We start from the raw sequence: 25,773 nt of genomic DNA on the forward strand, positions 1-25,773 counted from the left end.
CCCGCGCCGCATCAACGCCAACGGGCGCGCCTCATCTGGAGGCAGACTTCACTCGGGCTCGCCCTCGTCGAGATCGTCGGCAGTCGGCGTCGCGTTCTGCAGGATCTGGTCGGCGACGATCGCCTGGTTCTGGCGGATCATCATCTCGACGCGGGCGGCCACATCGGGGTTCGCCCTGAGGAAGGTCTTGGCGTTCTCGCGTCCCTGGCCAAGGCGCTGGCTGTCGAAGGAGAACCACGCGCCGGACTTCTCCACGATGCCGGCCTTGACGCCCAGATCGATGAGTTCGCCCACCTTCGAGATGCCCTCGCCATACATGATGTCGAACTCCACCTGCTTGAACGGCGGCGCGACCTTGTTCTTGACGACCTTGACGCGGGTCTGGTTGCCGACCGCCTCGTCACGCTCCTTGATGGTGGAGGTGCGGCGGATGTCGAGACGCACCGAAGCATAGAACTTCAGCGCATTGCCGCCCGTCGTGGTTTCCGGCGAGCCATACATCACCCCGATCTTCATGCGGATCTGGTTGATGAAGATCACCATGGTGTTCGAGCGCGAGATCGAGCCGGTCAGCTTGCGCAGCGCCTGGCTCATCAGGCGAGCCTGCAGGCCGGGCTGCACGTCGCCCATCTCGCCATCGATTTCCGCGCGCGGCACCAGCGCCGCCACCGAGTCGATGACCAGCACATCCAGCGCGCCCGAGCGCACCAGCGTGTCGGTGATCTCCAGCGCCTGCTCCCCTGTATCGGGCTGCGAGATCAGGAGGTCGTCGAGCTTCACGCCCAGCTTGCGGGCATAGACTGGGTCGAGCGCATGCTCCGCGTCGATGAAGCCGCAAACGCCGCCGTTCTTCTGCGCTTCCGCGATGGTGTGGAGCGCCAGCGTGGTCTTGCCGGAGGATTCAGGGCCATAGATCTCGATCACACGGCCTTTCGGCAGGCCGCCGACGCCCAGCGCGATGTCGAGGCCCAGCGAGCCGGTGGAAATCGTCTCGATCTCGACAGCCTTCTGGTTCTTGCCCAGCCGCATGATCGAGCCCTTGCCGAAAGCGCGCTCGATCTGGGAGAGCGCGGCGTCGAGAGCCTTGGTCTTGTCCATGGAAGAGCCTTCAACCAGTTTGAGATTCGCTTGGGCCATGTTCGCGGTCCTTATGGCATGTGGCGGCAAGCCTCACAACGCGATGAAGATTCCGCGCCGCCCTTGCCTTGTCGGAAATGTACGCTCTTTGTTCTCGTTTACAAGTTCTAATTTTGTTCTCGTCCCGAATTTGTCGGGCGCTCTGCGAGAACGTCCGGAACGGCCGCCTGCGCCTGTTGGGCGCTGAGGCGACAGCGCCGGCGACACGGGTTGTGAAGGTGCGGACGGGCGGGACGCAGCCGGTGAAGCAATCCGTATCGGCCTGCCGCCTGTCAGCTTGCGCGGCGGGCGATCAGCCAGCGTCAGCGCAACAGCCTTGCCACCTGTCCCCGAAGGAAGGGCAGCAGCTCGCGCTCGAACCACGGGTTGTTCTTCAGCCAGGCGTTGTTGCGCCAGGATGGGTGGGGCAGGGGCACGATGCGCGGCGTGCGCGGGGTGGCGAACACGCTCTCCCAGTTCTGCACCATCTCGGTCAGGCCGCCGCCGCCGCCGCGCCGTCCCAGATGCCATTCCTGCGCATGTTGGCCGATGGCCAGCACGAGCTCGAGATCGGGCAGCCCCTCGAAGACGCGGTTGCGCCAGAGCGGCGCGCATTCCTTGCGCGGCGGCAGGTCGCCGCCCTTGGCGTCCTGTCCGGGGAAGCAATGGCCCATCGGCACGATGGCCACCTTCGAGGCATCATAGAACTGCGCCTCGCTCAGCCCCAGCCATTCGCGCAGCCTGACTCCTGACGGGTCCATGAAGGGCTTGCCCGTGGCATGGGCCAGCGTGCCGGGCGCCTGGCTGGCGATGCACAGCCGGGCGGTGGCGGCGGCCTGGATGATCGGGCGCGGCTCATGGGCCAGCGGCCTGTCCTTGCGGGGCATGTCACGGCACACGCGGCAGGCGCGCAGCTCGACGAGCAGATCATCGAGCGTGCCGGTCAGGGTTTCATCGGAACGGATCTTGCGGGGCATGCCGCTTGTCTAGGCGCTCCGGCTCGGGCGCGCCAGCAGGCTTTCATGCCCGCGCGCCTGATCATGCCTGCGCGCCCGATGCGCAAGCTCCGGCGGCATGGCGATGCGCTGCGCCCGCGCGAAATCGAGCGCGACGCCCCCGATGATGTCCGCGATGCTGATCGCGTCGCCGCAAAGGAAGGGCGTTCACATGCTTCGCGCGCCACGGCGGCTCGTGGGAACGGTGATGCTTCTCAAGATGGGAGCGGGATGGCCAGCAGGCTATGAAGCAAGATGGCTGCGAAGCCCTCTGCGCAGTCCTTCAGCCTTGCGATTTCATGGCCCTGTGCTCCGAGGGCAGCGTAAATCGGCCGCTCCACAGGCCGCGCTGGGCCGCCCGCGCTTCCTGCTCCTCGCGGGGGTAATCGCCATAGTCCACAGCGCGCCCCTCGCGCACGATGGCGGCGTTGAGCAGTTCCTCGCCCCGCGTGCAGGCTCCCAGCAGGCGGCCATAACGGTCGCGCCCCTCGATCCGGCAGATCACGGCCCCGCGCTGCAGGCGCGCATGCAGCCAGCTGCGCGCCACCACGCCGCAGGCATAGTTCCGCCCTGTCCGGTCCGCGCAATACTGATCGATTTCGGGGGCATCGACGCCCTTGAGCCGGATTTCCCGGCCGGCCACCCGCAAAGAGTCGCCATCGATGGCCTCGCCAAAGCCGGCCACCTGATCCGGGGCGTTCCATCGCTGCTCGAGCTGCTGCGCGCCGAGCAAGAGCAGCATCAGCATCCCTGCCCCGGCGAGCCAGTCCACGAGGCGGCTGCGTCGCCTCCGCGGGCCGCGCGGCCCCAGTTCAGCAGACCGCATCAGCAAGGCGTTAACGATTCCCGTGCAAGTTTCTGGGTCCCGCGTCTGTCTAGCGTGAAAGCGTCCCGAGCTCCAGCATGACTGGCCGTCTGACCCCAGAAACCGTTCAGATCGCGCCGGTGGCCACCGCTGCTGTGCGCGCGAACGATGAGGACAGGCTGGGCCAGCGCCGGCAACTGGGCCGCAATCTCCAGAGCGTGCGTGAACGCCTGACCTCCGCCAGCGGGCTCGAGCGTTCCTTCGAGTCCGAGTTGCTCCGGCAGTTCGCGGCCAAGGCCTCCGGCGCCTCCTGCATCATCCTCGTCATACTCACGCTGGCCGTCAGCCTGGTGGCCTCGTTCTGGCTGCCTCCGTTCCGCATCGCGGTCTGGGGCTCGCTCGGCCTGTCCTCGGCGGTGCTTCTGTTCCTGCTGGCCCGCCGCGCCCTGCGCACCTGGGAGACCGAAACTGGTCTGGGCCGCCGCAGGCTGGTGATCGGCATGGCCATCGTGGCTGCGATCTGGGCCGGCCTCGTGCTCATGATCCCGGCCGTTGCCGACCCGGCCGCCAAGGTCTTCGTGGTCGCCGCGCTGATGTTCTACGGCACAGTTGTGGTGATGAGCGCCTACACGGTGCCGCTGGCGGTGCATGTGGCGCTCGGCCCGCTCGCCGTGGCGCTGTGCACCTTCCTTTGGTTCAACCGCGACTTGGGCACGTTCACCATCGCGGTGGTGGGCATCGTCGGGCAGGCCTTCTTCCTCTTCCTCGCCAACCGGCTCTATTCGCAGGCCGTGGCGACGCTGGAGTTCCGGGCCGAGAAGGACATCCTGATCGCGGAGCTTGAAACCGCGACGATCAACTCCGAGGACGCCCGCCGCAAGGCCGAGGATTCCAACCTGGCCAAGTCCAAGTTCCTGGCCACCATGAGCCATGAGCTGCGCACCCCGCTCAACGCCATCCTGGGCTTCTCCGAGGTGATGAAGAACGAGGTTTTCGGCCCGCACGGCTCGCCCTCCTATCGCGAATATGCCTCCGACATCCATTCCAGCGGCCAGCATCTGCTCACCCTGATCAACGAGATTCTTGATCTGTCGCGCATCGAGGCAGGTCGCTACGAGCTCAAGGAAGAAGCTGTCAATCTCGCCCATGTGGCGGATGATTGCCTGCACATGCTCAGCCTCAGGGCGCGCGGCAAGAGCCAGACCATCCGTCAGGCCGTCGAGCCCAACCTGCCGAAGGTCTGGGCGGATGAGCGCGCCATGCGGCAGATCATCCTGAACATCCTCTCCAACGCGGTGAAGTTCACTCCGCAGGGCGGCGACATCGCGCTCAAGGTCGGCTGGACGACCAATGGCGGGCAATACGTCTGCGTCACCGACAACGGTCCCGGCATTCCCGAGAGCGAGCTCAACACCGTGCTCTCCAGCTTCGGGCGCGGCTCGCAGGCCATCAAGACTGCCGAGGAGGGTTCGGGCCTTGGCCTGCCGATCGTCAAGGGTCTGGTGGACCTGCATGGCGGCGTCTTCACGCTCAAGTCCAAGATCAGGGTCGGCACGGAAGTGATGTTCACGATTCCCGCCGCGCGCGTCATGGAAACGTTGCCGGCCATCGCGCCGGAGCCGGCCCGGCGCATTGCCTGAACGTCGCGTCAACCGCGATTGACAGCTCTTTCGCCATCTCATAGCTTTTTTGCGTGATCGAATTCGAGGCTGGACGAGCTGGTCGAGGCTGCCGCTTCAAGCGGAACCGTTGCGTTTTGCCGTCATCTCTCTCCAGGATTTCGATGAACACGCGGCTCCGCGAAAGGCGGACCGGCACTCTGGCAATGACGAAAAGGCATCACCTGATATGGCAAGCGGCACCGTGAAATGGTTCAACGCCACCAAGGGCTACGGTTTCATCCAGCCCGATGACGGCTCCAAGGACATCTTCGTCCACATCTCCGCAGTGGAACGCGCGGGGCTGAAGGAACTGAGGGAAGGCCAGAAGATATCCTTCGAAATGGCCACGGACCGCCGGACCGGCAAGCAATCCGCCGACCAGTTGCGCGTAAGCTGAGCCAGGCCGCAGCCTCATCGCCACACACTCGAAATCCGTCAGACCGGAGCGGCCCATCGCGAAGCTCCCGAAAAGGAGCTGCATCACGATGGCCGCTGTGAGGCGACCCGACGTGACCGTTCATGAGTTTGTGGCCTGATATCGCTTGTCATTGATGGCAAATTGCAACGTGAAATCAATCATGCCCTCAAAACAAGAAATACCGCTGCGCCATGGGCAGCGCCTTCATCGGCTCGCACACCAGTAGCTCGCCATCGGCGGTGACGGCATAGGTCTCGGCGTCGATGCGGATGTCGGGCGTGGCGTCGTTGTGGATCATGCTCTTCTTGGAGATGCCGCCCCGCACATTGGCTACGGCCACGCAAGCCTTGGAGAGGCCAAGCCTTTTCGCGCCGCCATTGGCGATGAAGGCCTGGCTGACGAAGGTGACGGAGGTGGCCGTCATTGCCTTGCCATAGGCGCCGAACATGGGCCGGTAGTGCACCGGCTGCGGGGTCGGGATCGAGGCATTGGGGTCGCCCATCGGCACGGCGGCGATGGCGCCGCCCTTTATGATCATGGAGGGCTTCACGCCGAAGAAGGCGGGGTCGAACAGCACGAGGTCGGCCATCTTGCCGGTCGCGATCGAGCCGATATGCGCCGAGACGCCGTGCGCTATGGCCGGGTTGATCGTGTATTTCGCGACATAGCGCTTGGCGCGGAAATTGTCGTTGCCGCGCCCGGCATCCTCGGGCAGCGCGCCGCGCTGCACCTTCATCTTGTGCGCGGTCTGCCAGGTGCGGGTGATGACCTCGCCGACCCGGCCCATGGCCTGGCTGTCGGAACTCATCATCGAGAGCGCGCCAAGGTCATGCAGGATGTCTTCGGCTGCGATGGTTTCCTTCCTTATGCGGCTCTCGGCGAAGGCGAGATCCTCGGGGATGGACGGGTCGAGATGGTGGCACACCATCAGCATGTCGAGGTGTTCGTCGAGCGTGTTGACGGTGAAGGGCCGCGTCGGATTCGTGGATGAGGGCAGGACATTGTGCAGCCCCGCCACCTTCATGATGTCGGGCGCATGGCCGCCGCCCGCGCCTTCGGTGTGGAAGGCATGGATGGTGCGGCCCTTGAAGGCGGCAATGGTGTCATCGACATAGCCGGCCTCGTTGAGCGTGTCCGAATGCAGCATCACCTGGATGTCATGGTCATCGGCAACGCTCAGGCAGTTGTCGATGGCGGCCGGGGTGGTGCCCCAGTCCTCGTGCAGCTTCAGCGCGCAGGCGCCGGCCTCGATCATCTCGACCAGCGCCGCAGGGGTCGCCGCATTGCCCTTGCCGGAAAAGGCGAGGTTCATCGGAAAGCTGTCGGCGGCGCGCAGCATCTGGCTCATGTGCCAGGGGCCCGGCGTGCAGGTGGTGGCCGATGTGCCGGCCGAGGGGCCAGTGCCGCCGCCCAGCATGGTGGTCAGCCCGCTCATCAGCGCATCCTCGATCTGCTGCGGGCAGATGAAGTGGATGTGGCTGTCGAAGCCGCCGGCCGTGACGATCTTGCCCTCGCCGGCGATCACGTCCGTGCCGGGGCCGATGAGGATGGTGACGCCCGGCTGGATGTCGGGGTTGCCGGCCTTGCCGATGCCGCTGATGCGCCCGTTCCTGATGCCGATGTCGGCCTTCACGATCCCCCAATGGTCGAGGATCAGAGCGTTGGTGATCACCGTGTCGGCCGCGCCCTCGGCATTGCTCATCTGCCCCTGGCCCATGCCGTCGCGGATGACCTTGCCGCCGCCGAACTTCACCTCCTCGCCATAGGTGGTGAAGTCGCGCTCGACCTCTATGACGAGATCCGTGTCGGCAAGCCGCACCCTGTCGCCGGTGGTCGGCCCGAACATGTCGGCATAGGCGGAACGGGCGATGCGAAAGGCCATGGATCAGGCTCCTGCCGGCGGATCGTCAGATCGGGAAGGCGAGGGCGAGGGGCGGGAGTCGAGGGGCGGGAGGCGCTTCATGATTGTGGTCCTTGTCAAAAAACGGTGGTCATCGTGGCGCCGGGATACGGGTTTGGCGCAATCGGATCACAGCGCGCCCATCACCTTCTGCTGGAAGCCGTAGACCTCGCGCTTGCCCGCCAGCGCGACGAGGGTGATCTCGCGGCTCTGGCCCGGCTCGAAGCGCACGGCCGTGCCGGCCGCGATGTCGAGGCGCATGCCGCGCGCCTTGGCCCGCTCGAAGCTCAGCGCGGCGTTCGTCTCGAAGAAATGGTAATGGCTGCCGACCTGGATCGGCCTGTCGCCTGTGTTTGCGACCGTGAGCGTCACGGTGGCGCGGCCCTCGTTGAGCACGAGATCACCGGGCAGCGTCTCCACCTTGCCCGGCTCAAGGGCATGGCTGGCGGAGCGGATCGGCTCATGGACCGTCACCAGCTTGGTGCCGTCCGGAAAGGTCGCCTCCACCTGCACGTCGTGGATCATCTCGGCGATGCCGTCCATGACCTGCTCGGCGGTGAGCACATGCGCGCCCGCCTCCATGAGGTCGGCCACCGAACGCCCGTCGCGCGCCCCCTCGATGACGAAATCGGTGATCAGCGCCACGGCTTCTGGATAGTTCAGCTTCACGCCGCGATCGAGCCTGCGCCGCGCCACCATTGCGGCCATCGAGACCAGCAGCTTGTCCTTTTCGCGGGGCGACAACATCATGGGATTGGGTCCTCAGGTGTCAGGTTTGCCAGCTGCGCGGCAAGGCGCGGCCGGTGAGATGGATCATCAGGCGGGCAAGATCCGCCCGCAACGCGGCGGCGTCCGGCGAGAGCAGCCGCGCCACGATCAGGTCGGGCAGGGCGCTGGCTCCGCATTCCGAGACGGCGCCCGCCATCGCCTCGCGCGCCCCCTCCAGCCGTTCATGGGCTTGCGGCGCGGCCACCAGCACCGTGGCCACGGCACGCGCGCCGCCGGCGATGGCCTGCCGCTGAAGCAGGGCATGGACCTTGCCCGCAAGGCGCACATCCTCGGCAAAGATCAGCCGACCGCCGCGCCGCACGCGCCAGCGATCGGCGAAGCGGGCCTCGTCCAGCGCCTCGCCCATGGCGCTGCGGCCGAAATACAGGCTTTCGCAGGCGATCAGCGTGGCGTCCGGCGCCAGATCGGCCTCGAGCGTGCGGCCCAGATGGGCCTGGCCGAAAAGGATGGCCTCCTGCGGCAGCCAGTCGAGCCGCGCGCCGGGCTTGATGCGGATGCGGGTGTCCACCCGGGTTTCGGGGCCCTGGCTGCGGTAGATCTTCTCTGCCGCCTGCGTGGTGACCACCGCTTCCGCCCCGGCCTCGACATGGAGCCCGGTCAGCAGGCTGTCGCCCCCCGTCATGCCGCCGCCGGTATTGATCAGCACGGCTTCGCAGGGGCCGCCATGCGCACGGGGAAAGCGCACCCTGAAACCGCCTCTCTCGTCCGCCTCTGTCCTGACGGTGCGCGGCCCTGCTCGTTCGAAACGGATGCGCACGCCGCCCTGCGCGCGGATGTGCGCCGGCACGAGCGGAAGCGGACAGGGCGCTGTCGACGATCCGTCATGATCCGGGTTGTCCTGATGAAGCGGCTGATCGAGCATTGCAGCTGTGAAATCCCCCGACGGCGATGATTGCCGCTGCCCCGGGGGCGCGCAAGGGGAGGGGATGGCTCCTCTTGCCTCAATAATGGGCATTCGCGCCGCTGCCCCGGCAAGGCCGCGATATAGGCGTGACGGCCATGGATCGGATTCAATTCTCCTTGGCGTGCGTCCTCGATGCATCGTCAAACGGACGCGGCATTGCGCTGGTCTGGTCGATCGGGCCGCGCGTTGCGGCTTAAGGGAGACCCCTCACGCAAAGACGCCATTTCATCAGGTGCGACACCTTCATGATCCGCTCGCGCGCCGGCCAGGCTGGCCGAGGCCGTGCGGGGTCGATAGAACCACCGGGGATGCGCCGGGAGACCGGCTTTTTTCATGACGGCCAATCTCAGCCACGCAATAACACGTAGTGGCGAATTCGTGGCGCGACTGTGCAGGAAACCCTTGCAGCAGCGCAGCTTCCTTCGGTATGACGAAAACGCAAGTCCGGGATGTGCTTTAGGTGCATCCAAACGACATGGGTTCCATGGGGTCAAACCGACCACGAGAGGAGAATGAACTATGAAGCGTCGTCAATTCCTGAAGACGGCCGCCGTTGGCGCGGCTGCTGGCGCGATCGCCAGCCCGGCCATCGCCCAGTCCATGCCGGAGGTGAAGTGGCGTGTGACGTCGAGCTTCCCGAAGTCGCTCGACACGATCTACGGCGCCTCGGAAATCCTGTCCAAGGCGGTTGCTGAAGCCACCGACAACAAGTTCCAGATCCAGGTCTTCGCCGCCGGTGAAATCGTGCCCGGCCTGCAGGCTGCCGACGCCGTGACCAACGGCACCGTCGAGATGGCGCACACAGCCTCGTATTATTATGTCGGCAAGGACCCGACCTTCGCCTTCGGCACGGCGGTTCCGTTCGGGCTGAACTCGCGCCAGCAGAACGCCTGGTTCTATCATGGCGGCGGGCAGCAGCTCATCAACGACTTCTACAAGAAGTACAACATCTACTCCCTGCCGGGCGGCAACACGGGCTGCCAGATGGGCGGCTGGTTCCGCAAGGAGATCAAGACCGTCGCGGACCTTCAGGGCCTCAAGATGCGCATCGGCGGCTTCGCCGGCCAGGTCCTGCAGAAGCTCGGCGTCGTGCCGCAGCAGGTTGCTGGCGGCGACATCTATCCGGCGCTGGAAAAGGGCACCATCGACGCGGCCGAATGGGTCGGACCCTATGATGACGAGAAGCTCGGCTTCAACAAGGTCGCGCCGTTCTACTACTATCCCGGCTGGTGGGAAGGCGGCGCCGTGCTGCACTTCTTCATCAACCAGGCCAAGTGGGACGCGCTGCCCGCCGCCTACAAGTCCATTCTGACCACCGCTGCGGCGCTGGCCAATGTGGACATGCAGGCCAAGTATGACGCCCGCAACCCCGCCGCGCTCAAGCGCCTCGTCGGCTCCGGCGCGCAGCTGCGCCCCTTCTCGCAGGATGTCATGGAAGCCTGCTTCAAGGCCGCCAACGAGGTGTATGCCGAGACCGCGGCCAAGAACGCCGAGTTCAAGAAGGTCTACGACCAGATGGTCGCCTTCCGCAGCGACCAGTTCCTCTGGTGGCAGATCGCCGAATACAACATGGACACCTTCATGATCCGCTCGCGCGCCCGCGGCTGATCCATGGCCTGCGCCGCTGCGCCGGCGCCCAGACAGGTGAAGCCGACACGCAAGATCGGCCACCCCAGATTGCAACCCCGGCCTCGCGCCGGGGTTTTTTCTTGGCGGCGCTGCCGCCGCCGACATGCTAGGCTCCCGAAAAAGCGGAGTGATCCGATGGCGCAGGATATCTCTTCAGCTGCTCAGCCACGTCCGGCATGGCGTGCGCGCGACGCCCGCGCTGCCTCCCGCGCATTCGCGGCGTGCGCCCTGGCCGGAGCGATGCTGGCGGTGCCCGCCCTCGCGGAGACGCCGACGCGCCGTGCCGCGCCGGCCGCGCCCATCGCACCGCCTTGCCCTGAATATGGTCCGGGCTTCGTGCGCCTTTCGAGTGGCGGCTGCGTGCGTGTCGGCGGCTATGTGCGCGGCGAGGCCGTGGTGCGCCAGCGCCGCTCGTCCTGGGAAGGGCGTTCTGCGCCCGTGCCGGCGCTGGGCGCGGGCTCGGGCGTTTCGCTCGAATGGCGCTCGGCCCCGGCCTCGGCCCCGGCGAGGGCGGTGGTGAGGATGCGCGGCGAGCGGCTGCCTTGAGAGGCAGCCGCCGCCTGCCGCTTCACTGGATGCGCGGCGGCTGCGTCAGGTCCAGCGGCGGCAGCCCTCCCGGCCCGCCCCCTGGTGCGTCAAGGCTGGGAATGCCGATATTGTTGAACTGCTGGTTGATCTGGTCCTGGTTCAGCTGAACTGCGGATTTCTTGTAGTGCATCACCATCTGCGGGAAGGTGATGACAAGCGCGACCATGAGGCACTGGATCACGACGAAGGGAACAGCTCCCCAGTAGATCTGCCCTGTGGTGATGGGCTCCATCGACTTGCCGGTGACCTTGTCGGTGTAGGCGAATTTCGGCGCCACCGAGCGCAGGTAGAACAGCGCGAAGCCAAAGGGCGGGTGCATGAACGAGGTCTGCATGTTCACGCCCAGGATGACGCCGAACCAGATCAGGTCGATTCCCAGCTTCTCGGCCGGCGGCCCCAGCAGCGGCACGATAATGAAGGCCAGCTCGAAGAAGTCGAGGAAGAAGGCCAGCAGGAACACGATGACGTTCACGACGACAAGGAACCCGACCTGGCCGCCCGGCAGCGAGACGAGCAGGTGCTCCACCCACAGATGGCCGTTCACGCCATAGAAGGTGAGCGAGAACACCCGCGCGCCGAGCAGGATGAACAGCACGAAGGCGGAGAGCTTCGCCGTGGATTCGATCGCCGAACGGATGATGCCCCAATTCAGCCGGTTGGGCTCGTTGGACATGTAGCGCTTGAGGCCCGCCAGCAGGATCGCGCCGGCCGCGCCCATGGCGCCGCCTTCCGTCGGCGTGGCGACGCCGATGAAGATCGTGCCGAGCACCAGGAAGATCAGCGCCAGGGGCGGCACCATCACGAAGGTGACCTGGGTGGCGATGCGGGACATCAGGCGAAAGCCGGTGGCGCGCTCGATGAAGCCGACCACTGTGGCGTAGAGCGCGCCGGCGGCCAGCGCCTCGGAGAGCAGGGCCCAGTTGCCGTAGCCGGCGTTCTTGAGAAAGTACCAGCCGGCAGCAAGCGCCAGCGTGATGAGCGCCGTCAGCGGCGCGCGCTTGGCGCCGAAGGCCCGGTGGAAGACCGCGCACAGGAAGGACACCACAACGCCCACCGACATGGTCAGGATGACGAAATCGGCACCGCCCTTCACACTGGTCTGGCCGAGCACATAGATGCCCACCACCGCCGAGAACAGCACGAGCACGCCCAACTGCCAGACCCCGCGCGAGCCATCCGGCTCCTTGAAGCCGATGTCTGCAACCGGAAGACCGGGAACGTAGGAGGGGCGGAACAGGCCGACAAGGAAGATGTAGCCGGCATACATGGCCGAGAGCACGAGGCCGGGGATGAAGGCGCCCTCATACATGTCGCCCACCGAGCGGCCGAGCTGGTCCGCCATCACGATCAGCACCAGCGACGGCGGAATGATCTGCGCCAGCGTGCCTGAGGCCGCGATGACACCCGAGGCGACGCGCCGGTCATAGCCGTAGCGCAGCATGATCGGCAGCGAGATGAGGCCCATGGAGATGACCGAGGCGGCCACGACGCCCGTGGTGGCGGCAAGTAGCGCCCCCACGAAGATGACAGCGTAGGCAAGCCCGCCACGGATCGTGCCGAAGAGCTGGCCGATCGTGTCGAGCAGATCCTCCGCCATGCCGGAGCGTTCCAGCACCAGGCCCATGAAGGTGAAGAACGGGATGGCGAGCAGCACGTCATTGTTCATCGTGCCGTAGATGCGCTCGGGCAGCGCCTGAAGGAAGTTCGGCACGAACAGGCCAAGCTCGATCCCGATGATGGCGAAGAACAGGCCGTTGGCCGCCAGCGCGAAGGCCACCGGATAGCCCAGCAGCAGGAACACCACCAGCGCGGCGAACATGATCGGCGCCATGTTGTCCTTGACGAAGCCCGAGAGGCCGCCGCCGGCTGTGGCGGCCATGGCATCGCCCGTGTGCAGCGCCAGCATCGCAAGGGCGGCGATGGACGCCAGCCCGGCGGCGCGCAGGAAGAATCGCAGTGTCATGGACAGATTTCCGGAAAAGGAGAGGCGGGCGGGCATCAGGAGCCGGGCCGGTTGGCGCCGGGCGCAGGCTCGGCCGCAGCGATGGGAGCGAGGCCGTCGGCCTGGGCCTGCTTCAGCAGCCGTTCGGCCTCGGCCAGCGCCGCTGCCGCATGGCCGCCGTCGCTGGCGGTGTGCGTATGGTCCTCGATCAGCCCGCGCATGATCGCGATGCGCTTGATGATTTCCGAGATGCCCTGCACCGCGAGCAGGAAGAAGCCGATGACCACCAGCGACTTTGCCGGCCATTGCGGCAGGCCGCCGGCGTTCAGCGATTGCTCGTTGAGGGCAAAGGAGCGCGTGAAGAAGGGCCAGCCGTCGATGATCATGATGATGCAGAACGGCATCAGGAACAGCACGTGGCCGACCAGGTCGATGACCTGCTTGAGCCAGCGCGGGAAAAGGTTGTTCACGATGTCGATGCGGATGTGCTCCTGCGCGATCAGCGTCCAGGGCGCGCACAGAAGGAACACCGCGCCAAACAGCACCCATTGCAGTTCGAGCCAGGCGTTGGACGACAGGTCGAAGAGCTTGCGGATGATGGCGTTCACGGTCGCGACAAGGATCGCGACCCCGATCAGCCAGGCGACGATGCGTCCGATGCGCGTGTTGGCCGCGTCGATGGCGCGGCTGAAGGAAAGTAGACCACCCAAAATGCTGCCCCCTTTTCGCGCCCGGCTCGCGTCAGGACGCCTGCCGAAAGCACAATGCATGGCTGTTGTTTGACGGGGTGATAACCAAGGCAATTCCCAGCCGCAAGCTGATATTTGCGCCAATGGCAGGCCTTGGCGGTCAGCTCCGCCGATCGAGGAAGCGGATCGCCGCCGCGCCCAGCGTGCAGCCCAGCATGAGCATGAGGAAGGCGGGCGGCCATATGGGGGTGAGCGCCCCGGCCAGGTAGGCCGCGCCCGCGCCGATGCCGAGCTGGACGAAGCCGGTCAGCCCCGCCGCCGCGCCGGCCAGCTCGGGCCTGACCGAGAGCGCGGACGCCGTGGCGCTGGGAATGGTGAGCCCGTTGCCGATGCCGTTGAGCATCAGCGGCACGAACAGGAGGGCCGGCTGCCAGACCATGATGAAGGGCAGGGCCGAGGCGATGCCGACCGAGACGGCGGAGATGGCCAGCCCGAGCGGGATCATCCGCGCCGCCCCGATGCGCTGGCCGAAGCGGCCGGTGAGGAAGTTGCCGAGCATGTAGCTGCCCGCCATCATGACGAAGAAGAAGCCATACACATCCGGCCCCGCCTTCATGTGCTCGACCACCGCATAGGGAGCGCCTGCGATGAAGCTGAAGAATGTGGCGGAGGTCAGCGTCAGGATCGCGCTCGCGACGAGGAAGGCCCGCTCGCGCATCAGGCGCGGGAAGGCGCGGAACATGTCGAGCACCCTGGCGGGTGCACCGGTGCGGCGCATCGTCTCCGGAAGCTTGAGCATGGCGCCGGTCGTGGCGATCAGCCCCACAAGGGCCATCAGCGCGAAGATCAGCCGCCAGCCATGGTTCTTCTCGACGAAGCCGCCCACCAGCGGCGCGAGCATGGGCGCCACCACCATCGCCATTGTCACGTAGCCGATGATGCTCGCCGCCTCGTCCTTGCCCGCCATGTCGCGGGCGATGGCGCGGGTGAGGGCGAAGGCCGTGCCTGCGCCTGCGGCCTGCAGCATCCGCGCCAGCAGCAGCGTCACGAGGCTGTCCGACGCATAGCCCAGGATCGAGCCAAGCGTGAACAGGCCAAGCCCCCCGATGATGCAGGGCCGCCGCCCGATCCGGTCCGAGAGCGGCCCCACCACGAGCTGCGAGAGCGCAACCGCGGCGAGATACAAGGTCAGCGTGAGCTGGATCGTGCCGTAATCGGTGCCGAGCGACCGCGCGATGGCCGGCGTCGCCGGCGCCAGCACATTGAGCGCGAAGGGCTGCACCGCGCTGCACAGCACGAGGATGGCGAGCGATGGCCGGATCATCGGGGCGGCCTTCATGCCGCCGGTTCCCTGGCGCGCACGCGCTGGCGATGCAGCGTGTAGAGCCCGCTGCCGACGATCAGCGCTGCACCCGCCAGCGAGGGCGCGTCGGGCCAATCGCCCCAGATGGCGGCGCCGAGCACGATGGCGAAGACCAGCACCGTGTAGCGGAAGCCCGACACCAGCGAGACATCCGCATCGCGGTAGGCGACGATGATGGCGTAATTGCCCAGCGCCACGAAGAGCGCGGCGGCGACCAGATACAGCGTCTCGCGCAGGGCGAAGGGCCGCCAGGTCTCTGTCAGCCCCAGAACCAGCCCCATGCTGCCGACCACGAGCGTGGTCGAGAAGGTGATGACCGTGGAGGGCACGTCCACGCCGATGCGCCTTGTCATCAGGTCGCGGAACCCCACCAGCAGCGCGCTGGCCAGCGCCACCACGGCATAGACGTTGAACCCGTCCGCCGAAGGCCTCACGATGATGAGGACGCCCACGAAGCCGACCCCTATGGCGAGCCAGCGCCGCCAGCCCACCCGCTCCATCCCCAGCATCGCCGCCAGCGCCACCACGATCAGCGAGGCGGCCTGAAGGATCGCCGTCATGTTGGCGAGCGGCAGCTTGGCGAGTGCCGTGATGAAGGTGATGGCCACGAGCCCCTCGATCACCCCGCGCATCAGCACCATGGGCTCGCGCATGGCCTTGAGGTCGCTGAGCGAGCCGAAGCTGCGCACCAGAAGCAGCGCGGCGGCTGTGGCGAACACGCCCCGGATCGCCAGCACCTGCCCGGTGGGATAGGCGGCTGTGGCCAGCTTCACGAAGGCGTCATTGACCACGAACAGCGCCATGGCGCACACCATGGCGATCACGCCGCGCCGGTTGCTGGCCGCCGAGGCGCCGATGGGCATGGCCCTCACGCCGCCGCCTCGAAGCGCTTCAGGCTGAAGTGCGACAGATCGAAGGCGCTTTGGCCCTTCGTGCTGAGGTCGGCCAGGATCTCCCCGATGGCGGAGGCGAACTTGTAGCCGTGGCCGGAACAGCACGAGGCGAAAACCACCTGCTCGGCGCCCGGAATGGTGTCGATGACGAAATGCTCGTCGGGCGTCACTGTGTAGAGGCAACCCTTGATCGCCAGCGGCTCCGTGGTGGCGTGTGGAAAATAGCGCGCCACCGCCGTGCCCAGCATACGAACCTGACGCTCGCTCGGCGTGCGGCTGGGGTCGGAGGCGTCGAGCTGCTCCCGCGCGAAGTGCGGGCCGCCGATCTTGAAGCCAGGATGTTCCCAGAGCGGAAAGCCGTAGAAATTGCCTTCCTCCACGGTCAGGATGAAGACCGGCATCTTGCCAATCCTGAACGGCTCGGGATCCTTCACGCTGTACCAGCCTATGGCTTGCCTAACGGTCTTCAGGTGCGGCGCCAGGGCCGTGTTGAGCGTGTCCATCCAGGCCCCGCTGGTGAGCACGAGCCGGCCTGCGGTGTATTGCCCCTTCGCCGTCGTCACGCGCACGCCGCCATGGCCGGTCACGCTCCATTCGAGCACGGGCTCGTTGGCGCGGATCGTGGCCCCGGCGGCCTGCGCGAGCCCGACATGGGCGAAGATTGCGCGCTCGGATGCGACGAAGCCGCCATCGGGCTGCCACAGGCCGATCTGCCCTTCAGGGAGCGCGAATGCGGGAAAGCGACGCATGATCTCGGCGCGGTCCAGCGTTTCATGCGGCAGATCGTGGTCGATGCAGGACTGGCGCGCGCTTTCGACGAAACCTGCGCCTTCCGGCGCGATATCGATCGAGCCGGTGACGTGCAGAAGCTGCATCCCGGCCTTTCGGCCCGTCTCGGCCCAGAGCTCATGGGCGCGACGCACCATCGGCACATAGTGCGAGCCTTCGAAGTAGGCGAGGCGGATGATCCGGGTCATGCCGTGGGAGGAGCCCATTGAATGGCCCAGGTCGAAGCGCTCGAGCCCCAGCACGCGCTGACCGCGCTGCGCGAGATGCCAGCACGCGGCCGAGCCCATGCCGCCCACGCCGGCCACGATCACGTCATAGGCTTGATCCGACATCCCGCTTCCCATTCCCGTCCCGCAGGTCCCGTCCTGCCTGTCGCTTATGCCATGGATCGCGCGATGGGCCACGCTCCGGCGCAACATGGCTGCATGCGCCGGGATACCCCCAAGATATTGGTTCGTCGAAAACGGATCACCGCATCCAATGCGAAAGGTCTGCATTGAAGGCGGCTTCGACCTGACGGATTAAGTTCTTTAAACTGAACGTACACATAGCCGACATTAGCTTTGAGAATTGAATTCAATATAATTGCCATGTTGATTACTAAAATTGGCATTGACGATGTTTTTTAGCATTTATTTATATATTTTCTGATAAAAAGTTTATAATTAAAATGAATTGAATAATAAAAAATCTGAATCAAATTTTAGTCCGTATAAAAATTGCGGTCATAACTTGACGATTCCGAGAGTTACCTTAATGCCACCAACCAATGTTGAGCCTCCATAATCTTTCGCAAGACGCATCAATGTGTCATGGAAACCTAAGTTTGGGAACGCTGCCTCAACTTTTCCAATCGCAGCTCTGCTCATGCCCTTACGGAGCATTCCTTTCGAGGCATCGATCCAATCGGCCTTTCGGCAGGCCTCGATGATTTCCCTGTGTGGTCCGGTGTAAGGAAAAATCTTGTGGTGCCAATGGATGGCTCCACGAAGCAGATCGGGATCCAAACCCAGCCCAAGCTTTTGGTTGTCGGCTATTGCTACGGCCTCGGATGGTTCCAGATAGGCCAATTCGTGATCTGTCCAGAGACCAATGTCATGATAGACAAACGCAGCCTCGACAAGCCTCTCATGTTCTTTGGCATTGCCCAGAAAATGCATTGCATAAGTGATCGTGCGGTAAACATGGTTCCGATATCCCGGAAAGTCTCTGCCAATCAGAGTCTCGTATTGCGCGAATAATTCTTCGACAAAGGGTCTTTCCATCTTGATCGTGATGTCTGACATCAAACATAGTTCCTTGGTTGATACGACATCCACGGGATGTCCGACGTTTCTGGGTTGATGTTGCCGCGTTGGTTGTCATTTGGCAATGTCCTGGCGCCATCGCGCCCGCCAAAGCAGGCCGCCAGGCGCTGATGGCGGCGACAATGGCGTTTTCAGCGCCGGAACTGACGATTTCTCCCTGATGGAGACGCGCCTCTCCCCTGGGTTTTGTTGGAACTCATCACAACCGGCCTGCCCATGTCGGCGCTGGATCAGGCGGTGGCGGCCGTCCGGCAATCAGTCTCAGGATTTCGGCGAACAGCATTTTCGAGATAGCCACCCCAGCCATTTGGACGACAACATAGCGGCCATGGCTGATGACCTTGGCGCCAATCTTGATGAGCGTCTCCTCGAGGCTGGTCAGTGACCAGTCCCTGATGGGCTCTGGCGCGGCCAGGTGCGCAGGAAGTTGCCGATGTTGCAGGCGAGAGCATGGAAATGGAGGCGGCCGTTCTTGCCGGCGCGCGTATCGGCAAGCATGGTGCCTGCCATCGCGCTGAGACCAGGCGTGTCGTCGAGTATGCGACAGGCGAGCCATCCGGCATCGGAAGTGATTCGCGAGCCATGGAACCCCAACTTCAAACGGCGGTCGAAATCGCGCCTCAGGGCGCCATCAGTCGATTCACCCGCCAGGTTCTCCGTGGCGGCCTTGTGTATTTCAATCTAATACATTGAAAGATATACATTAATCGGATGCCCTCAGCCGCAAGTCAATGCTCTGTCCGGCGAATGCGGGATGAGCTTTTCGCCGGCCCGGCCATCGTCGCGCGTCTCATCCGAAGAGCTCCTGACAGGATTAACGAAACCTTAAGCGGAGGCTGCGATATGTCGGACACGTCGGAGCCGGACATGGGTTTGCTGGACTATGCACGCACGCTTCTGATGCGGTCAGGCCCGGCTGCGCCAAGGCCTGCGCCATCCCTCCCTGTGACTGAGGCAACGCCGCCGACGGGGCTGGAGATCGATGCGCGCCAGCGCCACTTCCGCCAATCCATCGACATGATCGAGCATGACGTGTCGGCCGCCCTCGACCGGCTCACGCGCCTCATCGGAACCTCCGGCGAGATCACGGGCCAGACCGCAAGCGATCTCGACCAGATCCATGCCGGCATGGCCGCGCTGCGCGAGGCGGCCGCGCTCGCCGCGCGCGACGTGGCCGAACTGGCCGATTCCTCCGGCAAGGTCTCGGCCAGCGTCGAGACGGTGAGCAGCAATGTCGCGCAGGCGCGCCAGAGCGTCGCCGAGGCGGCGAAGGTCGCGTCCTCAGCGACCGACATCATGTCGAGCCTCTCCACGGCTTCTGCCGAGATTTCGACCATGGTCGACACCATCGCGCTGATCGCCCGGCAGACAAACCTGCTTGCGCTCAACGCCACCATCGAAGCCGCGCGCGCGGGCGACAGCGGCCGCGGCTTTGCGGTCGTGGCGCAGGAGGTCAAGAGCCTGTCGGTGGAAACCGCCAAGCGCGTCGCCGACATCCGCAAGCGCGTGCATGTGCTGGAGCAGGCCACCACGAAATCATTCGACGCCATCGCCGCGATCGCTGGCCTGATCACCGACGTGAACCCCATGGTGTCGGCCATTGATGACGCCATGCATGAACAGGCCATGTCGGTGGTGGAACTGACGCGCCGCACCCAGCAGACCGCCCGCTTCGTCGAGACGGTGGCCGAGCGCGTGGGGCAGGTGGGCGCCACCGCCACCACCGCCACCGAGCGCAGCGCAAGTGCTGCGAGCGCAGCCGAAAAGGCGATTCGGGAAGCCTCCAACGTGTCGCGTTTCGTGGCAGCCATCCGGCAGGCCGGCTTCGTCGCGCGGCGCAAGCATGACCGCTTTCCGTGCGAATTGCCGTTGATGATCAAAAGCGGCGTGAAATCCTGGCGCGCCGCAACCATCGACATCAGCCTGGGCGGCGCGCTGCTCGGGCGGCCTCCCGACTTCGATGCGCTCCGCGGCGAGAAGCTGGAACTGGTCATGGACGGGGTGGGCACGCTGCCCGCGACGCTTCTCGTGATCAGTCCGTCAGGCCTGCATTGCGCCTTCGACGACATGGAGCGGATGCTGGCCGGGCGCCTGCGCGAGCGCATCGCCTCGGTCCAGGCCGAGTATCAGCCCATGATCGAGCGCACCCGGAAGCTGGCCGCGCGCATCGCGCTGGCCATGCAGGCGCTGGTCAAGGAAGGTACCCTGTCCGAGGAGGCCCTGTTCGCGACCGATTACACCCCGATAGCGGGCGCCGACCCGCCGCAATTCGAGACGCCCTCCCTGCCTGCCCTTTGCGCGGTCATGCCTCCGATCTGCGAGCCGATGCTGCTGGAGGATGCGAACGTGGTCTACTGCGTGGCGATGGACCGCAATGGCTACATCCCCGTGCACAATCGCATCTACGCGCAGCCGCAGCGGCCAGGGGAGCGCGAGTGGAACGTCGCCAATGCCCGCGACCGCCGTTTTTACGATGACGAAGCCGGGCTGACGGCGGCGCGCTCGGTCCGCCCCTTCGTCATCCAGTCCTATCGCCGCGAGATGGGCCAAGGCCAAGGCGGCCATGTGCGCGAGATCGCCGTGCCCATCTTCGTCAACGACCGCCACTGGGGCGGCCTCAAGGTCGGCTTCAGGCTGACGCCGTCGCCCGTCACGGCGGAATAGAGGCGGTCAACCGCCGGTGACGCTCATGTGCCGGCCCACGGCGGGGCGCGCCACCTTGCGGTCGATCACGAAGTCATGCCCCCTGGGCTTGCGCGCAATGGCGTCCTCGATGGCCTTGTGCAGCGGCCCGTCGCTCTCGCTGGCGCGGATCACCGAGCGCAGGTCGGCCGCATCCTCCTGACCCAGGCACATGTAGAGCGTGCCCGTGCAGGTCAGCCTGACGCGATTGCAGCTCTCGCAGAAATTGTGCGTCATCGGAGTGATGAAGCCCAGGAGCCCGCCCGTCTCCGCCACGCGCACATAGCGCGCCGGGCCGCCGGTGCGGTGGGGGTCATCGACCAGCGTGAACGTGTCGAGCAGGCGCGCGCGGACCTGGCTCAGCGGAAGAAACTGGTCGATTCGCGCCGGCTCGATGTCCCCCAGCGGCATCACCTCGATGAAGGTGATGTCCATGCCCTCGCCATGCGCCCAGCGGATGAGTTCCTCGATCTCACCTTCGTTGACCCCCTTGAGAGCCACGGCGTTTATCTTGATGCGCAGGCCGGCGGCGCGTGCCTCGGCCAGCCCCTCATGCACCCTTGCGAGGTCGCCCCAGCGCGTGATGGCGCGGAACTTGTCTGGATCGAGCGTGTCGAGCGAGACGTTGATCCGGCGCACCCCGATCGCAGCCAGCTCCGCGGCATGCCGCGCGAGCTGCGAGCCGTTCGTCGTCACGGTCAGTTCCTCGAGGCCCTTGTCGAGATGGCGTGACAGCGAGCGGAACAGGCTCATGATGTCGCGGCGCACCAGCGGCTCGCCGCCCGTGATCCTGATCTTGCGCGTCCCGCGCGCGATGAAGGCCGAGCCGATCCGGTCGAGTTCCTCCAGCGTCAGCAGATCGCGCTTGGGCAGGAAGTGCATGTCCTCGGACATGCAGTAGACGCAGCGGAAATCGCAGCGGTCCGTAACCGAGATGCGGATGTATTCAATGGTGCGGCCGAAAGGGTCGACCAGCGGCTGCGCCTGGCGGGGGGTCAGAAGATCCATGGCTTCACCATATCGAGTCCGTAATGTCGCCGCTGCGGCCAGCGGCGTGCGGGGGAGCTGGGTGGGCTGCTCGACCCACAGGCTGGCCGCAGCAATCCTCTACCTCTTTTTCCCATGCTGTGCGAGGAGCTGTGCAGCGTCAATTTGATTTCACATCATGCGCGCCTGCCTTCGGGAGCCGGAACCATGTCCAATCAGCAGCTATGGCCCAGCGAGATCCGCCTTTCGAAGGACAGGCGCACCCTGAGCGTCACCTTCGAGGATGGGAGCCGCCATGATCTGCCGGCCGAGTATCTGCGGGTGGAGAGCCCCTCGGCGGAGGTGCAGGGCCATGGTCCGAACGAGAAGAAGCTCATCGCCGGCAAGATGAACGTGGAGATCCTGTCGGTGGTGCCGGTGGGCCATTATGCGGTGAAGCTCGTCTTCGACGATCTGCACGACACCGGCATCTATGGCTGGGACACGCTGGCCCAGATGGGGCGGGACCATTCCGTGAAATGGCGCGCCTATCTCGATGCGCTGGAGATCGCGGGGCTCGGCCGTGAGCCGGCCGCGCGGACCCCGCGCCGCTGATTTTTCCTGAAAGTTGTATGGGCAATGCAGGCATTCAACTTGCAGATGCACTGTATCACCTTGTTAAGTATGCTGTTTTCCTGCTGCTGCATTCACACCAGTTTTTAATCGTCGTCCTGGAAGAGTGAACGGTGAATACGGACGGGGACGACCAGGATGCAGGCGCTTGTCATGGACCTCCCGCTCGACGCGGGCGCTTGCGATCGGCGGGACGCACGTCAGCCAAGCGAACGCCTGATCGGCCGCATCGTGGCCTGCGACGGCTCGCGCGCCACCATTGCGGCGTCGGCCGCCAGCCTCGTCGGCGCCGCGACGGATTTCTGGTCGATCGGCCGGCTGATCTCGATCAGCATGGGCCAGACGCGCGTGGTCGGCCTGGTCTGCGAGATGAGCGCCACTGCCAATGTCTGGGCCGAAGGCCTCGAGAATGAGATCCATGTGAAGGTCGAGCTTGTCGGCGAGATCGTCGACCGCTCCGACGGCAAGCTTGAGTTCCGCCGCGGCATCTGCGCCTATCCCAATCTCGGCGCCGTCGCGCACCGCATCCGCGTGACGGACCTGCTGGCCGTCCATGATCTGGGCGACCGCAGGGGCATCGAGATAGGCTGGCTCTCGCAGGATTCATCCATCCCCGCCACGGTCTGCGTCGATGACATGCTGCGTTGCCATTTCGCCGTGGTCGGCACCACCGGCGTCGGCAAGTCCAGCGCCGTTGCCCTGCTGCTGCGCGAGGCCGTGGCCAAGAAGCCCAATCTGCGCGTGCTCGTGCTCGATCCGCACAATGAATACGCCCATGCCTTCCACGGCATGTCGACGACGCTCGATTCGAACACGCTGGAACTGCCCTACTGGATGTTCAGCTTCGAGGAGATGATCGATGTCGTCTTTCGCGGCCGCGAAGCGGTGCAGGAGGAGATCGACATCCTGCGCGAGATCATCGGGCTCGCCAAAGGCCGCTACCGGGTCTCCAGCGAGAGCGCCACCGTCTCGCGCCTCATCCGCAAGCCGCTCGACATCGGGGGCATGTCTTCCGACGCGCCGGTGCCCTATCGCTTCAACGATCTTTACAGGATCATCGAGGAATACCTCGGCCAGCTCGAACCGCGCTTCCCGCGCTTTCACCTGCGCTCGCTCAAGAGCCGCCTCGAAAACCTGTTCGCCGATCAGCGCTATCGCTTCATGTTCGGGCGCTCGACGGTCGAGGACAACCTTGACCAGGTGATCAGCACCATCTTCCGCATCCCCCACGAAAACAAGCGGATCTCCATCCTGCAACTGGCGGGCATCCCGTCGGAGGTCGTCAACGCGGTGGTGTCGGTGCTGTCGCGCCTCGCCTTCGACATCGCCTCCTGGAGCGGCGGCGGCTTCGAAGTCCTCGTGCTGTGCGAGGAAGCGCATCGCTACATCCCGCAAGACCGGGCGCTCGGCTTCGCGCCGACCCGCGCCTCGATCGCCCGCATCGCCAAGGAAGGCCGCAAATACGGCGCCTATGTCGGCATCGTCACGCAGCGGCCGGGCGAACTCGACCCCACCATCCTGTCGCAATGCTCGACGGTCTTCGCCATGCGCCTCGGCAACACGCGCGACCAGGACATCATTCGCGCGGCGATCGCCGATTCATCGGCCAGCACCATCGGGTTCCTGTCGTCGATCGGCAACCGCGAGGCCATCGCCTTCGGCGAGGGCGTGGCCACACCGATGCGCATCACCTTCCGCAGCCAGCGCGCCCATGAACTGCCCGCCGCGCAGCATGGCGGAGCGCCGCAAGGTCAGCTCAGTGAGGACGACATCAGCCTGCGCGGGATCATCGGCCGCATGCGCGGCGCCGGAGATCCGTCCGAACGCTTTTGAGCGGGCAGGGGTGGGTGATCGCAGCCCGTCCACCGGCAGGGCGGCCCCAACGAAAAAGGCCGGCGTGGCGCCGGCCTTTCCGCATCCGGCGATGCTAGCGACATCTCAGCGCAGCACGACGACCCGGGCGCCGACGCGGACGCGCTCGTAAAGGTCGATCACGTCCTCGTTGATCATGCGGATGCATCCCGAGGAGACGGCCTGGCCGATGGTCTCGGGCTCGTTCGAGCCATGGATGCGATACAGCGAAGAGCCGAGATAAAGCGCGCGTGCGCCCATCGGATTCTCAGGACCGCCGGGCATGAAGCGCGGCAGGTCGGGCCGGCGCCTGAGCATCTGCGCGGGCGGCGTCCAGCTGGGCCATTCCGCCTTGCGTGTCACGGGCTTGGTCCCGGACCACTCGAAGCCGGGACGCCCCACGCCCACGCCGTAGCGCACGGCCTGCGTGCTCGACAGGATGAAGTAGAGGCGCCGTTCGCGCGTGTCGACCAGCACTGTGCCGGGCGCATAGCGCGAATTATACGTGACGGTTTCACGCGGGATAGCGGTCGCCTGCGGCCTGAACTCCTCCTGCACGCTCAGCAGCGGCTGACGGGTCAGCGGATCGATCTCTGCGATGGCCGGCGCGGCGAAGCCTACGCTCAGGGCGATCGCGGCGAACGCGGAAGCGAAACGTCGCATGATAACCTCGGTGTGATGAATGGATTGGCTTGATTACGCCATGGCCCAAGCCAATGTCTGATTTCCAGCCTCAACGCAATTGGGGCGGGCCGCGTCTCACGAATGTGTTTGCAGGCGGAAAAACAGCGTTGCACATTGGCCACAGGTAGATTGACGGAGGCATCTCCGATTTGGTTCACGCAGCAAAGCCGCCGCGCTTGACGCGCCCCCGGCTTGCGCTTATCCAACCGCCCGGATCGGGCGCGTAGCTCAGCGGCAGAGCACTCCCTTCACACGGGAGGGGTCACAGGTTCAATCCCTGTCGCGCCCACCATTTCCCCCATATGGCGCCGCATCGGCGGCCAGGCGCTCCCGTCCATCAGAGACGGATAAAGGGCACGCCCGCGACGGCCTGGCCGAAGGCGAGGCCTGTTATGGCGGTCACCAGAACGGCGCTAGCCCATATCGCCATCTGCTCACGTCCAGGAAAGACCTGCGCAGCGAGCCAGCCCGTGATCGGCAGCATCTGCATGGCGTGCAGCCCGAAGAAATGGGCGACGCGCAGATCGCCGCCGACCAGCGACCAGCCGAACGGCCACAACCCGGCCTGACCCGGCATCGGCCCCACCCAGTGGGCGGGCTGCACGGACATGTAGATGCCCGACAGGCCTCCAAGGACGCCGCCGAGCATCAAGCCGAGTCCGGCTGCCAGGGCGATGGGGTCGCGCTTGCGCCCATGACGCACGATCAGCACGCCGATGATGGCGGCCCCCAGGGCCATGATCACGGCGCCGCCCCCCATGAGCAGATACATCATCGCGGCCCACGGTGCGGAAACGTTGTAGTGCGACGCGGCGCCACGCGAGGCCTGGACCGTGATGTAGATGGCTTCGAACAGCGCTGCAGCCACCAGCGCCCAGACCACCGTTCGGACCAGCCAGCGGTCCCGCACGGACGGGGGCAGCAGCAGCAATGCCAGAGCCACCGTCGCCAGATGAACCGCGATGGACAGCTGGAACTTGAGCGGCTTGATCCAGATGTTGACTCCGTTGAGTTCGCGCGGGTCGATCAGCCCCGCCAGCGTGGTGGGGATCATCGCCAGCAGCATCAACATGGCGGTGATGCCAAGCGGAGCGGAACCGCGATGCGCTGCGGTGAGCAGCTCATGCCAGCGCTGGCCGCGAGCAAGGGGAAGGGCTGCCGCGATCATG

22 protein-coding genes and 1 tRNA gene are annotated in these 25,773 nt (G+C 65.4%); 8 read left to right on the forward strand and 15 right to left on the reverse strand.

Annotated elements, in window-relative coordinates; translation table 11 throughout:
* Window positions 1-48: 48 nt before the first annotated feature.
* The 3 genes from recA to HEQ16_08230 form a co-directional block, all read right to left on the reverse strand.
* The gene (gene recA, locus HEQ16_08220) at window positions 49-1,137 is read right to left on the reverse strand and encodes a recombinase RecA (GenBank protein MCO4054026.1); all 1,089 of its coding nucleotides are present in this window, start codon (window positions 1,135-1,137) and stop codon (window positions 49-51) included.
* Window positions 1,138-1,439: 302 nt separating this feature from the next.
* Window positions 1,440-2,093 (reverse strand): uracil-DNA glycosylase family protein, encoded by a 654-nt coding sequence (locus HEQ16_08225; protein MCO4054027.1) that lies wholly within the window; start codon window positions 2,091-2,093, stop codon window positions 1,440-1,442.
* A 301-nt stretch (window positions 2,094-2,394) separates the two neighbouring features.
* Window positions 2,395-2,937 carry a thermonuclease family protein gene (locus HEQ16_08230; protein MCO4054028.1) on the reverse strand — a complete coding sequence of 181 codons (543 nt, stop codon included), beginning with the start codon at window positions 2,935-2,937 and terminating at the stop codon, window positions 2,395-2,397.
* A 77-nt stretch (window positions 2,938-3,014) separates the two neighbouring features.
* Between HEQ16_08230 and HEQ16_08235 the strand changes: the two genes are divergently transcribed.
* Together HEQ16_08235 and HEQ16_08240 are read left to right on the forward strand one after the other, a co-directional pair.
* Window positions 3,015-4,556: a HAMP domain-containing histidine kinase gene (locus HEQ16_08235; GenBank protein ID MCO4054029.1), complete on the forward strand. Its 1,542-nt coding sequence runs from the start codon at window positions 3,015-3,017 to the stop codon at window positions 4,554-4,556.
* A 208-nt stretch (window positions 4,557-4,764) separates the two neighbouring features.
* A complete protein-coding gene (locus HEQ16_08240; protein ID MCO4054030.1) occupies window positions 4,765-4,974 on the forward strand; it encodes a cold-shock protein in 210 nt (69 codons plus the stop codon).
* A 187-nt stretch (window positions 4,975-5,161) separates the two neighbouring features.
* Here HEQ16_08240 and ureC read toward each other — a convergent pair whose 3' ends face one another.
* The 3 genes from ureC to HEQ16_08255 form a co-directional block, all read right to left on the reverse strand.
* The gene (gene ureC, locus HEQ16_08245) at window positions 5,162-6,877 is read right to left on the reverse strand and encodes an urease subunit alpha (GenBank protein MCO4054031.1); all 1,716 of its coding nucleotides are present in this window, start codon (window positions 6,875-6,877) and stop codon (window positions 5,162-5,164) included.
* A 147-nt stretch (window positions 6,878-7,024) separates the two neighbouring features.
* Window positions 7,025-7,645, reverse strand: coding sequence for an urease subunit gamma (locus HEQ16_08250; protein MCO4054032.1), 621 nt, complete (start codon window positions 7,643-7,645; stop codon window positions 7,025-7,027).
* A 19-nt stretch (window positions 7,646-7,664) separates the two neighbouring features.
* Window positions 7,665-8,546 carry an urease accessory protein UreD gene (locus HEQ16_08255; protein ID MCO4054033.1) on the reverse strand — a complete coding sequence of 294 codons (882 nt, stop codon included), beginning with the start codon at window positions 8,544-8,546 and terminating at the stop codon, window positions 7,665-7,667.
* Window positions 8,547-9,107: 561 nt separating this feature from the next.
* Between HEQ16_08255 and HEQ16_08260 the strand changes: the two genes are divergently transcribed.
* Entirely contained in the window at window positions 9,108-10,196 is a 1,089-nt protein-coding gene (locus HEQ16_08260; GenBank protein MCO4054034.1) for a TRAP transporter substrate-binding protein, read from the forward strand.
* Between the two features lie 261 nt (window positions 10,197-10,457).
* Window positions 10,458-10,763 carry a hypothetical protein gene (locus HEQ16_08265; GenBank protein ID MCO4054035.1) on the forward strand — a complete coding sequence of 102 codons (306 nt, stop codon included), beginning with the start codon at window positions 10,458-10,460 and terminating at the stop codon, window positions 10,761-10,763.
* Window positions 10,764-10,785: 22 nt separating this feature from the next.
* Here HEQ16_08265 and HEQ16_08270 read toward each other — a convergent pair whose 3' ends face one another.
* The 6 genes from HEQ16_08270 to HEQ16_08295 all read right to left on the reverse strand — a co-directional run bounded on the left by HEQ16_08270 (window position 10,786) and on the right by HEQ16_08295 (window position 17,767).
* The gene (locus HEQ16_08270) at window positions 10,786-12,684 is read right to left on the reverse strand and encodes a TRAP transporter large permease subunit (GenBank protein ID MCO4054036.1); all 1,899 of its coding nucleotides are present in this window, start codon (window positions 12,682-12,684) and stop codon (window positions 10,786-10,788) included.
* 119 nt (window positions 12,685-12,803) lie between these two features.
* Window positions 12,804-13,517 (reverse strand): TRAP transporter small permease subunit, encoded by a 714-nt coding sequence (locus HEQ16_08275; GenBank protein ID MCO4054037.1) that lies wholly within the window; start codon window positions 13,515-13,517, stop codon window positions 12,804-12,806.
* Between the two features lie 79 nt (window positions 13,518-13,596).
* The gene (locus HEQ16_08280) at window positions 13,597-14,775 is read right to left on the reverse strand and encodes a multidrug effflux MFS transporter (protein ID MCO4054038.1); all 1,179 of its coding nucleotides are present in this window, start codon (window positions 14,773-14,775) and stop codon (window positions 13,597-13,599) included.
* Window positions 14,772-15,662: a DMT family transporter gene (locus HEQ16_08285; GenBank protein ID MCO4054039.1), complete on the reverse strand. Its 891-nt coding sequence runs from the start codon at window positions 15,660-15,662 to the stop codon at window positions 14,772-14,774. Before HEQ16_08285 ends, HEQ16_08280 begins: the two co-directional genes overlap by 4 nt.
* A gap of 5 nt (window positions 15,663-15,667) precedes the next feature.
* Window positions 15,668-16,825 (reverse strand): N-methyl-L-tryptophan oxidase, encoded by a 1,158-nt coding sequence (gene solA, locus HEQ16_08290; GenBank protein ID MCO4054040.1) that lies wholly within the window; start codon window positions 16,823-16,825, stop codon window positions 15,668-15,670.
* Between the two features lie 381 nt (window positions 16,826-17,206).
* Entirely contained in the window at window positions 17,207-17,767 is a 561-nt protein-coding gene (locus HEQ16_08295) for a phosphohydrolase (GenBank protein ID MCO4054041.1), read from the reverse strand.
* Between the two features lie 864 nt (window positions 17,768-18,631).
* On the opposite strand from HEQ16_08295, the gene HEQ16_08300 reads away from it, so the two are divergent.
* Window positions 18,632-20,452: a hypothetical protein gene (locus HEQ16_08300; GenBank protein ID MCO4054042.1), complete on the forward strand. Its 1,821-nt coding sequence runs from the start codon at window positions 18,632-18,634 to the stop codon at window positions 20,450-20,452.
* A 6-nt stretch (window positions 20,453-20,458) separates the two neighbouring features.
* Here the strand turns inward: HEQ16_08300 and moaA are convergent, their stop codons facing one another.
* Complete coding sequence (gene moaA, locus HEQ16_08305) at window positions 20,459-21,478, reverse strand: GTP 3',8-cyclase MoaA (protein ID MCO4054043.1); 1,020 nt, start codon at window positions 21,476-21,478, stop codon at window positions 20,459-20,461.
* A 186-nt stretch (window positions 21,479-21,664) separates the two neighbouring features.
* On the opposite strand from moaA, the gene HEQ16_08310 reads away from it, so the two are divergent.
* Window positions 21,665-22,051 carry a DUF971 domain-containing protein gene (locus HEQ16_08310; protein MCO4054044.1) on the forward strand — a complete coding sequence of 129 codons (387 nt, stop codon included), beginning with the start codon at window positions 21,665-21,667 and terminating at the stop codon, window positions 22,049-22,051.
* 171 nt (window positions 22,052-22,222) lie between these two features.
* The gene (locus tag HEQ16_08315; protein MCO4054045.1) at window positions 22,223-23,902 is read left to right on the forward strand and encodes an ATP-binding protein; all 1,680 of its coding nucleotides are present in this window, start codon (window positions 22,223-22,225) and stop codon (window positions 23,900-23,902) included.
* A gap of 105 nt (window positions 23,903-24,007) precedes the next feature.
* Here HEQ16_08315 and HEQ16_08320 read toward each other — a convergent pair whose 3' ends face one another.
* Complete coding sequence (locus HEQ16_08320) at window positions 24,008-24,583, reverse strand: L,D-transpeptidase (protein ID MCO4054046.1); 576 nt, start codon at window positions 24,581-24,583, stop codon at window positions 24,008-24,010.
* A gap of 238 nt (window positions 24,584-24,821) precedes the next feature.
* On the opposite strand from HEQ16_08320, the gene HEQ16_08325 reads away from it, so the two are divergent.
* Window positions 24,822-24,896 (forward strand) — tRNA-Val (locus tag HEQ16_08325).
* A gap of 45 nt (window positions 24,897-24,941) precedes the next feature.
* On the opposite strand, the gene HEQ16_08330 is transcribed toward HEQ16_08325, so the two are convergent.
* On the reverse strand, window positions 24,942-25,772 hold the full coding sequence (locus HEQ16_08330; GenBank protein ID MCO4054047.1) for a hypothetical protein: 831 nt from the start codon (window positions 25,770-25,772) through the stop codon (window positions 24,942-24,944).
* Between the last annotated feature and the right edge of the window lies 1 nt (window position 25,773).

Source organism: Bosea sp. (in: a-proteobacteria) (assembly GCA_023910605.1).
Taxonomy (GTDB): Bacteria; Pseudomonadota; Alphaproteobacteria; order Rhizobiales; family Beijerinckiaceae; genus Allobosea.

Coding starts and splice junctions, on each gene's coding strand:
- HEQ16_08240 (MCO4054030.1), top strand. CDS start 4,765: ATGGCAAGCGGCACCGTGAAATGGTTCAACGCCACCAAGGGCTACGGT.
- HEQ16_08275 (MCO4054037.1), bottom strand. CDS start 13,517: ATGCATTGTGCTTTCGGCAGGCGTCCTGACGCGAGCCGGGCGCGAAAA.
- HEQ16_08260 (MCO4054034.1), top strand. CDS start 9,108: ATGAAGCGTCGTCAATTCCTGAAGACGGCCGCCGTTGGCGCGGCTGCT.
- HEQ16_08285 (MCO4054039.1), bottom strand. CDS start 15,662: ATGCCCATCGGCGCCTCGGCGGCCAGCAACCGGCGCGGCGTGATCGCC.
- HEQ16_08280 (MCO4054038.1), bottom strand. CDS start 14,775: ATGAAGGCCGCCCCGATGATCCGGCCATCGCTCGCCATCCTCGTGCTG.
- HEQ16_08235 (MCO4054029.1), top strand. CDS start 3,015: ATGACTGGCCGTCTGACCCCAGAAACCGTTCAGATCGCGCCGGTGGCC.
- HEQ16_08225 (MCO4054027.1), bottom strand. CDS start 2,093: ATGCCCCGCAAGATCCGTTCCGATGAAACCCTGACCGGCACGCTCGAT.
- HEQ16_08300 (MCO4054042.1), top strand. CDS start 18,632: ATGTCGGACACGTCGGAGCCGGACATGGGTTTGCTGGACTATGCACGC.
- moaA (MCO4054043.1), bottom strand. CDS start 21,478: ATGGATCTTCTGACCCCCCGCCAGGCGCAGCCGCTGGTCGACCCTTTC.
- HEQ16_08320 (MCO4054046.1), bottom strand. CDS start 24,583: ATGCGACGTTTCGCTTCCGCGTTCGCCGCGATCGCCCTGAGCGTAGGC.
- solA (MCO4054040.1), bottom strand. CDS start 16,825: ATGGGAAGCGGGATGTCGGATCAAGCCTATGACGTGATCGTGGCCGGC.
- HEQ16_08310 (MCO4054044.1), top strand. CDS start 21,665: ATGTCCAATCAGCAGCTATGGCCCAGCGAGATCCGCCTTTCGAAGGAC.
- HEQ16_08315 (MCO4054045.1), top strand. CDS start 22,223: ATGGACCTCCCGCTCGACGCGGGCGCTTGCGATCGGCGGGACGCACGT.
- recA (MCO4054026.1), bottom strand. CDS start 1,137: ATGGCCCAAGCGAATCTCAAACTGGTTGAAGGCTCTTCCATGGACAAG.
- HEQ16_08250 (MCO4054032.1), bottom strand. CDS start 7,645: ATGATGTTGTCGCCCCGCGAAAAGGACAAGCTGCTGGTCTCGATGGCC.
- ureC (MCO4054031.1), bottom strand. CDS start 6,877: ATGGCCTTTCGCATCGCCCGTTCCGCCTATGCCGACATGTTCGGGCCG.
- HEQ16_08270 (MCO4054036.1), bottom strand. CDS start 12,684: ATGGCCGCCACAGCCGGCGGCGGCCTCTCGGGCTTCGTCAAGGACAAC.
- HEQ16_08230 (MCO4054028.1), bottom strand. CDS start 2,937: ATGCGGTCTGCTGAACTGGGGCCGCGCGGCCCGCGGAGGCGACGCAGC.
- HEQ16_08295 (MCO4054041.1), bottom strand. CDS start 17,767: ATGTCAGACATCACGATCAAGATGGAAAGACCCTTTGTCGAAGAATTA.
- HEQ16_08330 (MCO4054047.1), bottom strand. CDS start 25,772: ATGATCGCGGCAGCCCTTCCCCTTGCTCGCGGCCAGCGCTGGCATGAG.
- HEQ16_08265 (MCO4054035.1), top strand. CDS start 10,458: ATGCTGGCGGTGCCCGCCCTCGCGGAGACGCCGACGCGCCGTGCCGCG.
- HEQ16_08255 (MCO4054033.1), bottom strand. CDS start 8,546: ATGCTCGATCAGCCGCTTCATCAGGACAACCCGGATCATGACGGATCG.